The organism is Bosea sp. Tri-49 (assembly GCF_003952665.1).
Classification (GTDB): Bacteria; Pseudomonadota; Alphaproteobacteria; order Rhizobiales; family Beijerinckiaceae; genus Allobosea.
Genome location: NZ_CP017946.1, coordinates 349,946 through 364,600 on the forward strand (window position 1 = coordinate 349,946; position 14,655 = coordinate 364,600).

At 65.6% G+C, this 14,655-nt stretch carries 15 protein-coding genes; 14 read left to right on the forward strand and 1 reads right to left on the reverse strand.

Annotated features, from left to right (window positions below; genetic code table 11):
• Nucleotides 1–195 precede the first annotated feature (195 nt).
• From cyoA to BLM15_RS01790, 12 genes are all read left to right on the forward strand, one after another.
• A complete protein-coding gene (gene cyoA / locus BLM15_RS01735) occupies nt 196–1,218 on the forward strand; it encodes a ubiquinol oxidase subunit II (protein WP_442859413.1) in 1,023 nt (340 codons plus the stop codon).
• A gap of 25 nt (nt 1,219–1,243) precedes the next feature.
• Nucleotides 1,244–3,244 (forward strand): cytochrome o ubiquinol oxidase subunit I, encoded by a 2,001-nt coding sequence (gene cyoB / locus BLM15_RS01740; RefSeq protein WP_126109787.1) that lies wholly within the window; start codon nt 1,244–1,246, stop codon nt 3,242–3,244.
• Nucleotides 3,245–3,253: 9 nt separating this feature from the next.
• On the forward strand, nt 3,254–3,883 hold the full coding sequence (gene cyoC, locus BLM15_RS01745) for a cytochrome o ubiquinol oxidase subunit III (RefSeq protein WP_442859414.1): 630 nt from the start codon (nt 3,254–3,256) through the stop codon (nt 3,881–3,883).
• Complete coding sequence (gene cyoD / locus BLM15_RS01750; protein ID WP_126109791.1) at nt 3,880–4,269, forward strand: cytochrome o ubiquinol oxidase subunit IV; 390 nt, start codon at nt 3,880–3,882, stop codon at nt 4,267–4,269. The genes cyoC and cyoD overlap by 4 nt, the downstream gene beginning before the upstream one ends.
• A gap of 10 nt (nt 4,270–4,279) precedes the next feature.
• Nucleotides 4,280–5,026 carry an SURF1 family protein gene (locus BLM15_RS01755; protein WP_236846489.1) on the forward strand — a complete coding sequence of 249 codons (747 nt, stop codon included), beginning with the start codon at nt 4,280–4,282 and terminating at the stop codon, nt 5,024–5,026.
• Between the two features lie 104 nt (nt 5,027–5,130).
• Nucleotides 5,131–5,613 carry a GNAT family N-acetyltransferase gene (locus BLM15_RS01760; RefSeq protein ID WP_126109793.1) on the forward strand — a complete coding sequence of 161 codons (483 nt, stop codon included), beginning with the start codon at nt 5,131–5,133 and terminating at the stop codon, nt 5,611–5,613.
• 3 nt (nt 5,614–5,616) lie between these two features.
• The gene (locus tag BLM15_RS01765; RefSeq protein WP_126109795.1) at nt 5,617–6,132 is read left to right on the forward strand and encodes a dihydrofolate reductase; all 516 of its coding nucleotides are present in this window, start codon (nt 5,617–5,619) and stop codon (nt 6,130–6,132) included.
• A gap of 167 nt (nt 6,133–6,299) precedes the next feature.
• Nucleotides 6,300–7,469: an FtsH protease activity modulator HflK gene (gene hflK, locus BLM15_RS01770; RefSeq protein WP_126109797.1), complete on the forward strand. Its 1,170-nt coding sequence runs from the start codon at nt 6,300–6,302 to the stop codon at nt 7,467–7,469.
• Nucleotides 7,466–8,392: a protease modulator HflC gene (hflC, locus tag BLM15_RS01775; RefSeq protein WP_126109799.1), complete on the forward strand. Its 927-nt coding sequence runs from the start codon at nt 7,466–7,468 to the stop codon at nt 8,390–8,392. The genes hflK and hflC overlap by 4 nt, the downstream gene beginning before the upstream one ends.
• Nucleotides 8,393–8,412: 20 nt before the next feature.
• Complete coding sequence (locus BLM15_RS01780; RefSeq protein ID WP_126109801.1) at nt 8,413–8,598, forward strand: DUF2065 domain-containing protein; 186 nt, start codon at nt 8,413–8,415, stop codon at nt 8,596–8,598.
• 155 nt (nt 8,599–8,753) lie between these two features.
• Nucleotides 8,754–10,295 (forward strand): Do family serine endopeptidase, encoded by a 1,542-nt coding sequence (locus BLM15_RS01785; RefSeq protein ID WP_236846490.1) that lies wholly within the window; start codon nt 8,754–8,756, stop codon nt 10,293–10,295.
• A gap of 141 nt (nt 10,296–10,436) precedes the next feature.
• A complete protein-coding gene (locus BLM15_RS01790; protein WP_126109803.1) occupies nt 10,437–10,778 on the forward strand; it encodes a DHCW motif cupin fold protein in 342 nt (113 codons plus the stop codon).
• A gap of 3 nt (nt 10,779–10,781) precedes the next feature.
• Here the strand turns inward: BLM15_RS01790 and serB are convergent, their stop codons facing one another.
• Nucleotides 10,782–11,672 (reverse strand): phosphoserine phosphatase SerB, encoded by an 891-nt coding sequence (gene serB, locus BLM15_RS01795; protein WP_126109805.1) that lies wholly within the window; start codon nt 11,670–11,672, stop codon nt 10,782–10,784.
• On the opposite strand from serB, the gene miaA reads away from it, so the two are divergent.
• Entirely contained in the window at nt 11,640–12,635 is a 996-nt protein-coding gene (gene miaA / locus BLM15_RS01800; RefSeq protein ID WP_126109808.1) for a tRNA (adenosine(37)-N6)-dimethylallyltransferase MiaA, read from the forward strand. The genes serB and miaA overlap by 33 nt on opposite strands.
• A 208-nt stretch (nt 12,636–12,843) precedes the next feature.
• Nucleotides 12,844–14,607 (forward strand): acetolactate synthase 3 large subunit, encoded by a 1,764-nt coding sequence (locus BLM15_RS01805; RefSeq protein WP_126109811.1) that lies wholly within the window; start codon nt 12,844–12,846, stop codon nt 14,605–14,607.
• Nucleotides 14,608–14,655 lie beyond the last annotated feature (48 nt).

A 14,655-nucleotide genomic window follows, 5' to 3' on the forward strand; every position in this document is an offset into this window, starting at 1 on the left:
GCACCTCGTGCAAATGGATACGGTGGATAGAAGCGACCCGTCAAACTGCCGCAATGAGACAGATTGTCTTATGTGCGGTGCGAAAGAATGGACATAGACAACGGCTGTTCCCCCGATAGGGAGGTCTTAAGTCTCTTGCGGATCTTTCGACTTTTAACGGTTCTACCGATCCTCGCCCTGCTCGGCGGGTGCCAGATGGTGCTGCTTTCGCCATCAGGTGATGTTGCGCTGCAGCAACGCAACCTCATGCTCGCATCCGTCGCGCTGATGCTGCTCGTCATCATCCCGGTGATGGCGCTGACGATCTTCTTCGCCTGGCGCTACCGCGCCTCGGCCAAGGCAACCTATCATCCGGAGTGGAACCATTCGCTGCCGCTCGAGGTGGTGATCTGGTCGGTGCCGCTGCTGATCATCGTCGTCCTCGGCGCGATGACCTGGATGGGCACGCATCTGCTCGATCCTTATCGCCCGCTCAACCGCATCGCCGCCGGCAAGCCGGTGGTCGAGGCGAGAGCGGGTAGTACAGGGATCAGGAAGCAGCCGCTGGTGATCCAGGTCGTGGCGCTCGACTGGAAATGGCTCTTCCTCTATCCGGCGCAGGGCATCGCCTCGCTCAACGAGGTGGTGGCGCCGGTCGACCAGCCGATCGAGTTTCGCATCACGTCGTCCTCGGTGATGAACTCGCTCTTCATCCCCGCGCTCGCCGGCCAGATCTACGCGATGCCGGGCATGCAGACGAAGCTCAACGCCGTGATCAATCGCCCCGGCGAGTTCGAGGGCTTCTCCGCCAATTACAGCGGCGCCGGCTTCTCCGACATGCGCTTCCGCTTCCGCGGCGTCGACGACAAGGCCTTCGGCGAGTGGGTGCAGGGCGCGATCCGCGGCGGCAGCACGCTCGGGCGCGACGAATATCTCGTGCTGGAGCGGCCGAGCGAACGCGAGCCGGTCCGCTATTTCCGCGACATCCCGTCCGACCTCTTCACCGCCATCCTGAACATGTGCGTCGACCGCACCAAGATGTGCATGCGCGACATGATGGCGATGGACGCCAAGGGCGGCGGTGGCAAGGAGGGTATCCATACTGTCGTCGCGCTCGAATACGACAAGAGCGTGCGCCGCGGCGGGCAACCGCTGCCGCCGCGTCCGTTCGTGACGGCGATCTGCACCCCGACCGATGTCTATGGCGCTGCGGGCATGTCCGCCCGCGCCGTCAACTGAGCCGCATCCGCGAGCCGAGGGAAGCATGACCTCCTATCCCGACTGGTGGAAGCTCATCTTCGGACGCTTCACCCTCGAAGCGATCCCCTATCACGAGCCGATTCTGATCGCGACCTTCGCTGCCGTCGTGCTCGGCGGGCTCGGGCTCGTCGCGCTGATCACCCGCTTCAAGCTCTGGGGCTATCTCTGGCACGAGTGGTTCACCAGCGTGGACCACAAGAAGATCGGGATCATGTACATGATCCTCGGCGTCATCATGCTGCTGCGCGGCTTTGCCGATGCACTGATGATGCGCGGCCAGCAGGCGATCGCCTTCGCCGGCAATGAGGGCTACCTGCCGCCGCACCATTACGACCAGATCTTCACCGCCCATGGCGTGATCATGATCTTCTTCGTGGCGATGCCGTTCGTCACGGGACTGATGAACTATGTCGTGCCGCTGCAGATCGGCGCGCGTGACGTCGCCTTCCCCTTCCTCAACAATTTCAGCTTCTGGATGACCGTCGGCGGCGCCGTCCTGGTGATGGCCTCGCTCTTCATCGGCGAGTTCGCCAAGGTCGGCTGGCTCGCGTACCCGCCGCTGTCCGGGGCCGCCTACTCGCCCGGGGTGGGCATGGACTATTACCTCTGGGCGCTGCAGATCGCGGGCATCGGCACGACGCTATCGGGCGTCAACCTGATCGCGACCATCGTCAAGATGCGCGCGCCCGGCATGGACCTGATGAAGATGCCGATCTTCACCTGGACGTCGCTGTGCACCAACGTGCTGATCGTCGCGACCTTCCCGATCCTGGCGGCGACGCTCGCGCTGCTCACGCTCGACCGCTATGTCGGCACCAACTTCTTCACGAACGATCTCGGCGGCAACCCGATGATGTACGTGAACCTGATCTGGATCTGGGGCCACCCGGAGGTCTACATCCTGATCCTGCCGCTCTTCGGCGTCTATTCCGAGGTTGCCTCGACCTTCTGCGGCAAGCGCCTCTTCGGCTACGCCTCGATGGTCTATGCGACGGTGGTCATCACCATCCTGTCCTACCTGGTCTGGCTGCACCACTTCTTCACGATGGGCTCGGGCGCCAGCGTGAACTCCTTCTTCGGCATCACGACGATGATCATCTCGATCCCGACCGGGGCGAAGATCTTCAACTGGCTGTTCACGATGTATCGCGGCCGCATCCGCTTCGAATTGCCGATGATGTGGCTGCTTGCCTTCATGATCACCTTCGTCATCGGCGGCATGACCGGCGTCATGCTCGCGGTGCCGCCGGCCGATTTCGTGCTGCACAACAGCCTGTTCCTGATCGCCCATTTCCACAACGTCATCATCGGCGGCGTGGTCTTCGGGGTCTTCGCCGGCATCGCCTACTGGTTCCCCAAGGCCTTCGGCTTCAAGCTCGAGCCGTTCTGGGGGCATCTCTCCTTCTGGTTCTGGGTGGTTGGCTTCTACGTCGCCTTCATGCCGCTCTACATCCTCGGCCTGATGGGCGTGACCCGCCGTCTCAGCCGCTTCGAGGATCCCTCGCTGCAGATCTGGTTCGTGGTCGCGGCGTTCGGCGCGGTGCTGATCGCGCTCGGCATCCTGTGCTTCCTGATCCAGATCGGCGTCAGCATCCTGCGCCGGGAGCAGCTACGCGACACGACCGGCGATCCCTGGGACGGGCGCACGCTGGAATGGTCGACCTCCTCGCCGCCGCCGGCCTACAACTTCGCCTTCACTCCAATCGTCCACGATCTCGATGCCTGGGCGGACATGAAGAAGCGCGGCTATCGGCGTCCGCTCGCGGGTTACCGGCAGATCCATATGCCGAGGAATACCGGCGCCGGTCTAATCATCGCCGGACTGGCGACGATCTGCGGTTTCGCCTTGATCTGGTACATCTGGTGGCTGGCGGCGCTCTCCTTCGTCAGCGTGATCGCGGCCGTGATCATCCACACCTTCAACTACGACCGCGACTTCCACATCCCGGCCGATGAGGTCGTGCAGGCGGAAGATGCGCGCACCCAGCTTCTGGGCCGGGCCTGAGGGGCGATGATGGCTAAGGCGACAGCGCAGACCGCGAACGGCGTTCCGGCATTCTACGTCACCGAGGAGGAGCACGCGCACCCCGGCGGCTCGACGATGCTCGGCTTCTGGCTCTATCTGATGAGCGACTGCCTGGTCTTCGCAGTGCTCTTTGCGACCTACGGCGTGCTCGGGCGCAATTATGCGGCAGGGCCGTCCGGCGCCGACCTGTTCGACCTGAAGCTGGTGGCGGTCAACACCGCCATGCTGCTGTTCTCCTCGATCACCTATGGTTTTGCCATGTTGGCGATGGACAAGGGCCGGCAGGCGGCGGTGCAGGGCTGGCTCGTGGTCACGGCGCTCTTCGGCCTCGCCTTCCTGGGGATCGAGCTCTACGAATTCGCACATCTGATCCACGAGGGCGCGACGCCGATGCGCAGCGCCTTCCTGTCGTCCTTCTTCACCCTGGTCGGCACGCACGGACTGCACGTCACCTTCGGCCTGGTCTGGCTCGCGGTGCTGATGACGCAGGTGTCGAAGCATGGGCTGATCGCGGCCAATCGGCGCCGGCTGATGTGCCTCTCGATGTTCTGGCACTTCCTCGACGTCGTCTGGATCGGCGTCTTCACCTTCGTCTACCTGATGGGCGTGCTGAAATGAGCCAGAACCACGCCAAGGCCCAGAACGGTCATCACGACAGCCATCATGACGGGCACGACGCCCACGGCGCGGCACATGGCAGCCTGCGCGGCTACGTCACCGGCTTCCTGCTCTCCGTTGTCTTGACCGCGATCCCGTTCTGGCTCGTCATGAACGACGTGCTGCCGAACTCGCTGCTGACGGCGATCGTGATCATGCTCTTCGCCGCCGCGCAGATCGTCGTTCACATGGTCTATTTCCTGCACATGAACGGCCGCTCTGAAGGGGGCTGGACGATGATGGCGCTGATCTTCACGATCATCATCGTGGCGATCGCGCTCACGGGCTCGCTCTGGGTGATGTTCCACCTCAACGCCAACATGATGCCCGACCTGCACAAGATGTGAGGCACGAGCCGTGTGGCCGGACGCGGAGAGAAGGCGACAGGGTGGCGTCGCGCGGGGCATCTTCATCGCGGGGCTCTGCCTGGCCACTCTGATTTTCGCCGGCCTCGGCATCTGGCAGGTCCAGAGGCGGAGCTGGAAGCTCGACCTGATCGCCCGTATTGAGCTGCGCCTCAAGGCTCCGCCCGTCGCTGCACCGGGGCCGGCGCAATGGGACGGGATCACCGTCGCAGCGGACGAATATCGCCGCATCACCCTGCAGGGCCGCTATCCCGATGCACCGGAGACGCTGACTATGGCGGTGACGGAGCGCGGCCCCGGCTTCTGGGTCTTGGCTCTGTTCCAGGCGGATGCCGGCTTCACAGCGCTCGTCAATCGCGGCTTCGTGCCGGAGGGACAGCGTGGAGCCGCGGAACGTCGCAAGGTCGCCGGCGGAGAGGCGAGGGTGGTCGGGCTGTTGCGACTAAGCGAGCCGGGCGGTGGCTTCCTGCGCGCCAACGATCTGGCCGCCGGCCGCTGGTATTCCCGCGATGTTGCAGCGATCGCGCAAGCGCGGGGGCTCGGCCAGGTCGCACCCTATTTCGTCGATGCCGATGCGGCCACGGAGCCCGGCCCGCTGCCGCAGGGCGGCATGACCCAGGTCGGCTTCCGCAACACCCACCTAGTCTACGCGCTGACTTGGTTCTGCCTCGCGCTGATGAGCGCCGGCGCGGCGGGTTATCTGCTCAGGGGCATGCCGGAGGAGCCGCCCGAGGCCTGACGGGGATGCGCGAGCCTATGTGCGCCGGCTCCGGTCATGATGTAAGCGGGCTGCATTATTCGCGCCGATTCCGTCGGCCGCGCCGCTGTAGTCGGAGATGCCGTATGACGCTGACGATTCGCCCCGTGCGGCCCGATGAGGCCGGGCTCGTGCTCGGCTTCGTCCGCGAGCTCGCCGAATACGAGAAACTGCTGCACGAGGTCGAGGCCAGCGAGGCCGATATGGCGGCCGCCCTGTTCGGCCCGGAGCCCAAGGTCTTCTGCGACATTGCCGAATGGGACGGCGCTCCGGCAGGCTTTGCGATCTGGTTCTACACCTATTCGACCTTCACCGGCCGGCATGGCATCTGGCTCGAGGACCTCTATGTCCGGCCGGAGCATCGCGGCCGCGGCATCGGCAAGGCGCTGATGGTGCGTTTGGCGAAGCGCTGCGTCGATGAAGGCCTGTCGCGCTTCGCCTGGTGGGTGCTGAATTGGAACGAGCCCTCGCGGGTGTTCTATCGCTCGATCGGCGCGGTGGCGCAGGACGAGTGGACGGTAAAGCGCCTCGACGGGCAGGCGCTGCACAAGCTCGCTGCCGGAGGCTGAGCCGTGGCGAAGCTCCCCATTGTCCTGATCGCGGCGATCGCCGAGAACGGCGTGATCGGCCGCGACAACCAGCTGATATGGCGGCTCAAGACCGACATGCGCCGCTTCCGAGAATTGACCATGGGCTGCCCGATCATCATGGGGCGCAAGACCTTCCTGTCGATCGGCAAGCCGCTGCCGGGACGCCAGACCGTAGTGCTCTCGCGCGATCCGGACTTCCAGCCGGAAGGCGTCTATATCGTGCCCTCGCTCGATCAGGCGCTCGCAACGGGGCAGGGGCTCGGTAAGGCGATGGGCGCGCGCGCCGTCATCGTCGCTGGCGGCGGCGAGGTGTATGCTCAGGCGTTGCCGGTCGTGGACCGGCTGGAATTGACCCTCGTCCACGCCCGGCCGGAGGGTGACGCGGTCTTCCCGGATTTCGACCGTGCGGTCTTCCACGAGAGCACCCGTAGCGAGCACCCGGCCGGCGCTGACGACGAGTTTTCCTTCGCCTTCGCGACCTTCGAGCGGGTATCCTAAAGGCCAAACGGCGAACTGCGACGAACGGTCTACGACCAAAGGGGCTTGCGTCGTTGACGAATCCGTGGCCGATGCCCAATTCAACGCGCATTGCGCCGCTTGGCGCTGACAGCGTTCTGCCGTTCAGCTATGCACGGTCGAAGCAAAGAGTGAGGAACGGCTGAGGCATGCCTTGGAGTAACCAGAGCGGCGGGAGTGGCGGCAGCGGTGGCGGCGGTGGTGGCCCCTGGGGCCAGCGCGGTGGCGGCGGCAATGGCGGCGGTCCCTGGGGCGGCGGTCCTTCGGGCGGCAACACGCCTCCCGATCTCGAGGAAATCATCCGGCGCGGTCAGGACCGGCTCAAGAATTTCCTGCCGGGCGGCAATCTCGGCGGGCCCGGCCTGATCATCGGCGTCCTGTTCCTGATCTTCGTCTGGTTCATGACCGGCTGGTACATCGTCCGCCCGAACGAGGTCGGCCTCAATCTCGTCTTCGGGAAATACATCGGCAAGACCGGCGAAGGCCTCAACTACAACTGGCCCTATCCGATCGGCAGCGTGGTCAAGCCGCAGGTGACGAACGTCATCACCACCGAAGTCGGCTTCCGGACCGTCGAGTCGGTGCGCACGTCGCGCCAGACCGACGTCACCGAGGAAAGCCTGATGCTGACCGGTGACGAGAACATCGTCGACATCGATGTGATCGTGCAGTGGAAGATCGATGCGGGCGCGCCCGAGAACTATGTCTTCAACATCCAGGATCCGCCGGGCACGGTGAAGGCCGTCGCCGAGAGCGCGATGCGCGAGATCATCGGCCGGCGCAACATCCAGCCGGTGCTGACCACCGACCGCGGCGCGATCGAGACCGAAGTGCGCCAGCTGATGCAGGACACGCTGAACACCTACCGGGCCGGCGTGCAGATCAATCTGGTCCAGCTTCAGAAGGTCGACCCGCCGCAGCAGGTCATCGACGCCTTCCGCGACGTCCAGGCGGCGCGCGCCGACCAGGAGCGCCTGCGCAACGAGGCGGAAACCTACGCCAACCGCGTCGTGCCGGAATCGCGCGGTAAGGCTGCGCAGCTCCTCCAGTCGGCCGAGGCCTATAAGGACCAGACGGTCAACGAGGCGCTCGGCCAGATCAGCCGCTTCAACTCGGTCTACGAGCAGTACAAGAACGCGCCCGCCGTCACGCGCGAGCGGCTCTTCCTCGAAACCATGGAACGCGTCTTCGGTGGTATGGACAAGGTGATCCTCGACCAGAACGGCTCCGGCAGCGGTGTCGTACCCTATCTGCCGCTCGGCGAGCTTGGGCAGCAGCAGCGCCGTCCGGCCGGCCAGACCCAGGGAGCGGTGCGATGAGCGGCATCCTTCGTGTGGGTCTGCTGGCGCTCGTCGCCATCGCCGCGGTCGTCTTCTATGCCTGCACCTTCGTGGTGCGCCAGACCGACTCCGCCATCGTGCTGCGCTTCGGCGCGGTGCGCACCGTCGCGACCGCGCCGGGGCTCTATCTCAAGCTGCCGGCACCGTTCGAGCAGGTCGTCTTCCTCGACAACCGCATCCTCGATCTCGACCTGCCGTCGCAGGAGATCATCGCCTCGGACCAGAAGCGTCTCGTGGTCGATGCCTTCACGCGTTACCGGATTTCCGATCCGCTGCGCTTCTACCAGGCGGTCAACAACATCCCGCGTGCCAATTCGCAGCTCGCCTCGATCGTCAACGGTAATGTCCGCTCGGTTCTCGCCGAGGCGACGTTCACGTCGATGGTCCGCAACGATCGCTCGCGGCTGATGAACCGCATCCGCGACGAGGTGAATCGCGAGGCGGGCCGCTTCGGCATGACCGTGGTCGACGTCCGGTTGCGCCGTGTCGACCTGCCGGCGGCCAACTCGCAGGCGGTGTTCCAGCGCATGCAGACCGAACGCCAGCGGGAGGCGGCGGAAGCGCGCGCGCTCGGTGGCCAGCAGTCGCAGGAGATTCGGGCAAAGGCTGAGCGCGATGCGATCATCATCGTCGCCGAGGCGCAGCGGAAGTCCGACGAGACCCGCGGCCAGGGCGAGGGTGAGCGCAACCGCATCTTCGCCGAGGGCTTCGGCAAGGATCCGGAGTTCTTCGCCTTCTACCGCTCGATGCAGGCTTATGAAGCGAGCCTGAAGTCCGGTGATACTCGGATGCTGCTGACGCCGGATTCGCCGTTCTTCCGCTTCTTCAACGACCCGTCCGGCCGACGGGCCGGAGCGGGAACCGATGCTACCCCGGCGACGCCGGCGGCTCCCAAGCCCTGACCTATGACCGAGCGCTGCGCATGACAGATTTCCTCGCGGCGCTCGGCCTGGTCTTCGCCATCGAGGGACTGCTTTTCGCGTCGATTCCGGAGATCGCCAAGGAGGCGCTGCGCAGCGCCTCCGAGACACCCGCCGAGCGGATGCGGCTGATCGGCATCGTCTCGGCGGTCGTCGGTGTCGCCCTGGTCTGGCTAGCGAGAGGCTGACGCCCCTTTTTGGGCGATCACGGCGTTATGACGCAATCTTGCGTCGCCCTTCCGCCGCATTTTGGCGTTCTTAAGTTGCGTTCGGATTCCGGCTGCGCTGCAATGTCGTCAAGGCCGATCACTTGGCGCGGCAACTCATGATCATGAGGACATCGATGGCACTCACACAATCCCATGCCTACCGTCTGGCGCGGGTCGCGACTGTCGCCGGCATGGCCTTCGCGACTGTGCCTGCGTTCGGCCAGGCGACGCCGGCGCCCGGACCTGTCCAGGCCGTGCCGCAGGTCCATGGCACCACCATCTCGCTGGCCGATCTCGCCGAGCGGGTGATGCCGGCGGTGGTCAACATCGCCGCGGTGACGACCAGCGAGAACCGCGGCCGCACCCTGCCGCAACTTCCGCAGCTCGGCCCCGACACCCCGTTCGGTGACCTGTTCGAGGAATTCTTCAATCGCCGCGGCCGTGGCGGCGAACAGGGTCAGAACCAGCCGCAACAGCCGCCGCAGCAGCGCCGCTCGCAATCGGCCGGCTCGGGCTTCGTGATCGATCCGTCCGGCCTGGTGGTGACCAACAACCACGTCATCGGCGACGCCAACGAAATCACCGTGGTGTTCAGCGATGGCCTGCGCCTCAAGGCCGAGGTCGTCGGCAAGGACACCAAGGTCGACCTCGCCGTTCTGCGCGTGAAGCACGACAAGCCGCTGCCCTTCGTCAAGTTCGGTGATTCCGACAAGGCCCGCATCGGCGACCCCGTCATGGCGATCGGCAACCCGTTCGGCCTCGGCGGCTCGGTCTCGTCGGGCATCGTCTCGGCCCGCAATCGCGACATCAACCAGGGCCCCTACGACACCTATATCCAGACCGACGCGGCCATCAACAAGGGCAATTCGGGCGGCCCGCTGTTCAACATGGCCGGCGAGGTGATCGGCATCAACACCGCGATCCTGTCGCCGACCGGCGGCTCGGTCGGCATCGGCTTCGCCGTGCCGTCCTCGCTTGCGACCAACATCGTTGATCAGCTCAAGGAGTTCGGCGAGACCCGCCGCGGCTGGCTCGGCGTACGCATCCAGAACGTCGATGACGCCACCGCGGAAGCGCTCGGCCTCGGCACGGCGCGCGGCGCGCTGATCGCCGGCATCGACGACAAGGGCCCGGCCAAGCCGGCCGGCCTTGAGATCGGCGACGTGATCGTCAAGTTCGACGGCAAGGACGTGAAGGATTCGCGCGAGCTGCCGCGCATCGTCGCCAGCACGGCGGTCGGCAAGGACGTGCCGATCCAGGTCATGCGCAAGGGCAAAGAGCTGGCCAAGACGGTCAAGCTGGCCCGGCTCGAGGATGGCGAGAAGGTCCAGCAGGCTTCGGCCAACAAGCCGACAGGCGAGGCCGCCAAGCCGGCCACCGCCTCGGCGCTCGGCCTTGAGTTCTCGGCCCAGAACGAGGAGCTGCGCAAGCGCTACTCGATCAAGGACGGGCTGAAGGGCGTCGTCATCACCAAGGTCGACAGCAACTCGAACGCTGCCGACAAGCGCATCCTCGTCGGCGAACTCGTGGTCGAGGTCGGCCAGGAGGCGGTGAATTCGCCCGAGGACGTCACCAAGCGGTTGGACGCCCTCAAGAAGGAGGGTAAGAAATCTGCCCTGCTGCTGGTCTCGAACGGCCAGGGCGAAGTCCGCTTCGTCGCGGTGACGATGAGCTGACCGCTCCTCATTGATGGATCGACGAAAAGGCGGCCTCCGGGCCGCCTTTTTTGTTGCCGCTGATTGGCGCCATCAGGTTTTTGCGTTGGAAACGCGATCACGGCTCCGACAAGGTTCCTTTCCTAATCAGAGAGGCATCCAATGCGTATGAGCGACATCCCCTTCGGCACGACCGACTGGTCCTCTGTCGAGCCGGAGCATTTCCCTGGCGAAGAGGGCCAGGCGACCTGGCGCACAAGGCGCTTCGGGCCGGCGGAGAATCCGATCCGGGTCAGGATGGTCGAATACTCGGCCGGCTATGTCTCCGACCATTGGTGCGAGAAGGGGCACATTCTCTTGTGTCTCGACGGCGAGCTCGAGACGACGCTGGCTGACGGCCGGGCCATGCTGCTGCGGGCCGGGATGAGCTACCAGGTCGCCGACAAGGCCGAGCCGCATCGCTCGCGCTCGCCGAACGGAGCGCGGCTGTTCATCGTCGATTGAGGCTCAGGCCCTGACGATCTCGTCGCCGCGATAGCCCTGGGCGTAGAGCAAGGCAGTGAGGTCGGCATGGTCGAGGCGGGCATCGGCTGCGGCTGCCACCGTCGGCTTGGCGCGGAAGGCGACGCCGAGCCCGGCTTCGCCCAGCATGGCGAGATCGTTGGCGCCGTCGCCGACCGCGAGGGTCGCCTCATCCGGCAGGCCGAAGCGGGCGCGCAATTCGATCAGCGCGTCGAGCTTGGCCTGCTTGCCGAGGATCGGCTCGGCGACCAGTCCCGAGAGCAGGGCGCCTTCGCTGAGCAGGATGTTGGAGCGGTGCTCGTCGAAGCCAATCGTCTGGCTGATCGGGCCGGTGAAGACGGTGAAACCGCCCGAGACCAGGGCCGTGTAGCCGCCATTGGCGCGCATGGTGCGCACCAAGGCACTGCCGCCCGGCGTCAGCGTGATGCTCCTGGCGATGATCTCGTCGACGACGCCGAGCGCAATGCCCTTCAACAGCGCGACGCGCTCACGCAAGGCCGGCTCGAATTCGAGCTCGCCGCGCATGGCGCGCTCGGTGATATCAGAGACCTTCTCCTTTAGCCCGACATAGGCCGCGAGTTCGTCGATGCATTCCTGGCCGATCATGGTGGAATCCATGTCGGCGAGGAACAGGCGCTTGCGGCGCGTTTGCGCAGGCTGGACGATGATGTCGACCTGAGCGCCGCCAAGCGCCTCGCGCAGCGCCGCTTCGAGCTTGCGCGCATCGTCCGCTTCCGCGAAGAGGTCGGCCGCGATCTCGCCATCGAGGCGCTCGACCTTTGCCGGCGCCGGCGAAGCGGCGCGCAGGCGGGCGAGCAGGCCGTCGCCGAGCAGGGCCTGACCATGGGCGGAGACGAAGGTGGCGACGAGCGTCATGAGGGAGCCGGAAGCGAAGTGAAATACAGCGCGGTGCTCATCGCAGGTCCGACCGCGAGCGGCAAGTCGGCGCTGGCGGTCGCATTGGCGCGCCGTTTCGGCGGCGTCGTGGTCAATGCCGACTCGATGCAGGTTTACCGCGACCTCCAGGTCATCACCGCGCGACCGACGCCGGAGGAGATGGGCGAGGTACCGCACCGGCTCTATGGCCACATCGACGGCGCGGTGAACCATTCCGCCGCGGCCTATGCGGCCGAGGTCACGGCGCTTTTGCAGGAGTTGGCCGGGCAGGGCGCCCTGCCGGTGCTGGTCGGCGGCACCGGGCTTTACTTCAAGGCGCTGACCGAGGGGCTTTCGGACATCCCGCCAGTGCCCGAGGAGGTTCGCATTGCCTTCCGGGCCCGGGCGGAGCAGCGCGAGACCAGCGAGTTGCATGCCGAGCTGGCCGGCAAGGATCCGGAGATGGCGGCGCGCCTGCGGCCGAGCGATCGGCTGCGGGTGATGCGGGCGCTGGAGGTGTTGCAGGCGACCGGGCGCTCACTGGCGAGCTTCCAGGGTTCGAGGCGGCCGGGGCGGCTGGCGGGGCAAAGCCTGCTCAAGCTCTTCCTCGCGCCGGAGCGGGAACTGGTGCGCGCCCGGATCGACCAGCGCTTTGATGCGATGATGGCGCAAGGCGCGCTCGAAGAGGTCGCGGCCCTGCGCGAGCGCCGGCTCGATCCGCTGCTCCCGGTGATGCGCGCCCATGGCGTGCCGGGGCTGATCGCCTATCTCGACGGCGAGCTTTCGCTCGACGAGGCAGTGGCACGCGGCAAGGCCGACACCCGCGCTTATGCCAAACGGCAGATGACCTGGTTCCGCCACCAGATGGAAGGTTGGACGGCGGCTGCGCCGGAGGCGGCGCTCGGCGTCGCGCTGGCCGCCTGCGCGGGCGGGCCTTCGCTTGCCGGCTTTAATCGCGCTTGACCATGCGGTGTTGCTCGGCTAGCGTCCGGCAACTTTCGTTTCGACAGGGCTGCGACATGCGCAAGCTTATTATCGTACAGGTGCGCTGGTAGGGGCCGGTTTTACAACCGGGCGTCCCCGACGCCAGCGCACGCCCAGGCCCCTCCGAGGGCCTTTTTTATTGCCTTTTTCCGACTGAAACTGACCAAGACCTCCGCAGGAGACCGTTATGAGCGAGATGATGACCGGCGCCGAGATGGTCGTTCGCGCCCTCCAGGACCAGGGCGTGGAGCATCTCTTCGGCTATCCCGGCGGCGCCGTGCTGCCGATCTACGATGCGATCTTCCAGCAGGACAAGGTCAAGCACGTGCTCGTCCGCCACGAGCAGGGCGCGGTCCACGCCGCCGAGGGCTATGCCCGCTCGGCGCCGGGCAAGGTCGGCTGCGTGCTGGTCACCTCCGGCCCCGGTGCGACCAACGCCGTCACCGGGCTGACCGATGCGCTGCTCGACTCGATCCCGCTCGTCGTCATCACCGGCCAGGTCCCGACGCATCTGATCGGCTCGGACGCCTTCCAGGAATGCGACACGGTCGGCATCACCCGCTCGTGCACCAAGCACAACTACCTGGTGAAGAGCATCGCCGACCTGCCGCGCGTCCTGCACGAGGCCTTCTACGTCGCCGCCAATGGTCGGCCAGGCCCGGTCGTGGTCGACATTCCCAAGGACATCCAGTTCGCAACCGGCTCCTATAGCCGTCCGCGCGACAACCAGCACAAGACCTATCGTCCGACGGTCAAGGGCGACCTGAACAAGATCAAGGCCGCGGTCGAGCTGATCGCCAAGGCGAAGAAGCCGGTGTTCTACACCGGTGGCGGCGTCATCAACGCTGGCCCGCACGCCTCGGCGCTGCTGCGCGAGCTCGCGCGCCTGACCGGCTATCCGGTGACCTCGACGCTGATGGGTCTGGGCGCCTTCCCGGCCGCCGACAGGCAGTGGCTCGGCATGCTCGGCATGCACGGCACCTACGAGGCGAACCTCGCGATGCATGACTGCGACGTCATGATCAATATCGGCGCGCGCTTCGACGACCGGATCACCGGCCGCCTCGATGCCTTCTCGCCGCACTCGAAGAAGATCCACATCGACATCGACCCGTCCTCGATCAACAAAAACGTCAAGGTTGACATCGGCATCATCGGCGACTGCGCCCATGTGCTCGAGGACATGGTCCGCGTCTGGCGCGAGACCTCGCCGCAGATCGACAAGACCGCGCTCACCGCCTGGTGGACACAGATCGACGGCTGGCGGGCGAGGAACAGCCTCGGCTACAAGCAGTCCGGCTCGGTTATCAAGCCGCAATATGCACTCGAGCGGCTCTATGAGCTGACCAAGGACCGCAACACCTACTTCACCACCGAAGTCGGTCAGCATCAGATGTGGGCGGCGCAGTATCTGCGCTTCCAGGAGCCGAACCGCTGGATGACCTCCGGCGGGCTCGGCACCATGGGCTATGGCTTGCCGGCGGCGATCGGGGTGCAGATGAAGCACCGCGACGCGCTCGTCATCGACGTCGCGGGCGAGGCCTCGATCCTGATGAACATGCAGGAGATGTCGACGGCGGTGCAGTACCGGCTGCCGGTCAAGGTCTTCATCCTCAACAACGAGTACATGGGCATGGTGCGCCAGTGGCAGGAATTGCTGCATGGCGGGCGCTATTCGGAGAGCTACTCGGCCTCGCTGCCGGACTTCGTCAAGCTGGCGGAGGCCTATGGCGGCCACGGCATCCGCTGCTCCGACCCGGCCGATCTCGATGCCGCGATCATGCAGATGATCGAGACGCCCGGCCCGGTGATCTTCGACTGCCTGGTGGCGAAGGAAGAGAACTGCTTCCCGATGATCCCGTCGGGCAAGGCGCATAACGAGATGATCCTGCCCGATTTCGAAGGCGATACCGGCGAGATCATCGACGCCAAGGGCAAGCAGCTCGTTTGATCGGGCATCGTCATGCTCGGGCCTGACTCGAGCATCTCCAGTCGGATG

What these genes read in the sequence shown, in the direction of transcription:
- cyoA (WP_442859413.1), top strand. Translation starts at nt 196, where the DNA reads ATGGTGCTGCTTTCGCCATCAGGTGATGTTGCGCTGCAGCAACGCAAC.
- cyoB (WP_126109787.1), top strand. Translation starts at nt 1,244, where the DNA reads ATGACCTCCTATCCCGACTGGTGGAAGCTCATCTTCGGACGCTTCACC.
- cyoC (WP_442859414.1), top strand. Translation starts at nt 3,254, where the DNA reads ATGGCTAAGGCGACAGCGCAGACCGCGAACGGCGTTCCGGCATTCTAC.
- cyoD (WP_126109791.1), top strand. Translation starts at nt 3,880, where the DNA reads ATGAGCCAGAACCACGCCAAGGCCCAGAACGGTCATCACGACAGCCAT.
- BLM15_RS01760 (WP_126109793.1), top strand. Translation starts at nt 5,131, where the DNA reads ATGACGCTGACGATTCGCCCCGTGCGGCCCGATGAGGCCGGGCTCGTG.
- hflK (WP_126109797.1), top strand. Translation starts at nt 6,300, where the DNA reads ATGCCTTGGAGTAACCAGAGCGGCGGGAGTGGCGGCAGCGGTGGCGGC.
- hflC (WP_126109799.1), top strand. Translation starts at nt 7,466, where the DNA reads ATGAGCGGCATCCTTCGTGTGGGTCTGCTGGCGCTCGTCGCCATCGCC.
- BLM15_RS01780 (WP_126109801.1), top strand. Translation starts at nt 8,413, where the DNA reads ATGACAGATTTCCTCGCGGCGCTCGGCCTGGTCTTCGCCATCGAGGGA.
- BLM15_RS01785 (WP_236846490.1), top strand. Translation starts at nt 8,754, where the DNA reads ATGGCACTCACACAATCCCATGCCTACCGTCTGGCGCGGGTCGCGACT.
- BLM15_RS01790 (WP_126109803.1), top strand. Translation starts at nt 10,437, where the DNA reads ATGCGTATGAGCGACATCCCCTTCGGCACGACCGACTGGTCCTCTGTC.
- miaA (WP_126109808.1), top strand. Translation starts at nt 11,640, where the DNA reads ATGGGCGGAGACGAAGGTGGCGACGAGCGTCATGAGGGAGCCGGAAGC.
- serB (WP_126109805.1), bottom strand. Translation starts at nt 11,672, where the DNA reads ATGACGCTCGTCGCCACCTTCGTCTCCGCCCATGGTCAGGCCCTGCTC.
- BLM15_RS01805 (WP_126109811.1), top strand. Translation starts at nt 12,844, where the DNA reads ATGAGCGAGATGATGACCGGCGCCGAGATGGTCGTTCGCGCCCTCCAG.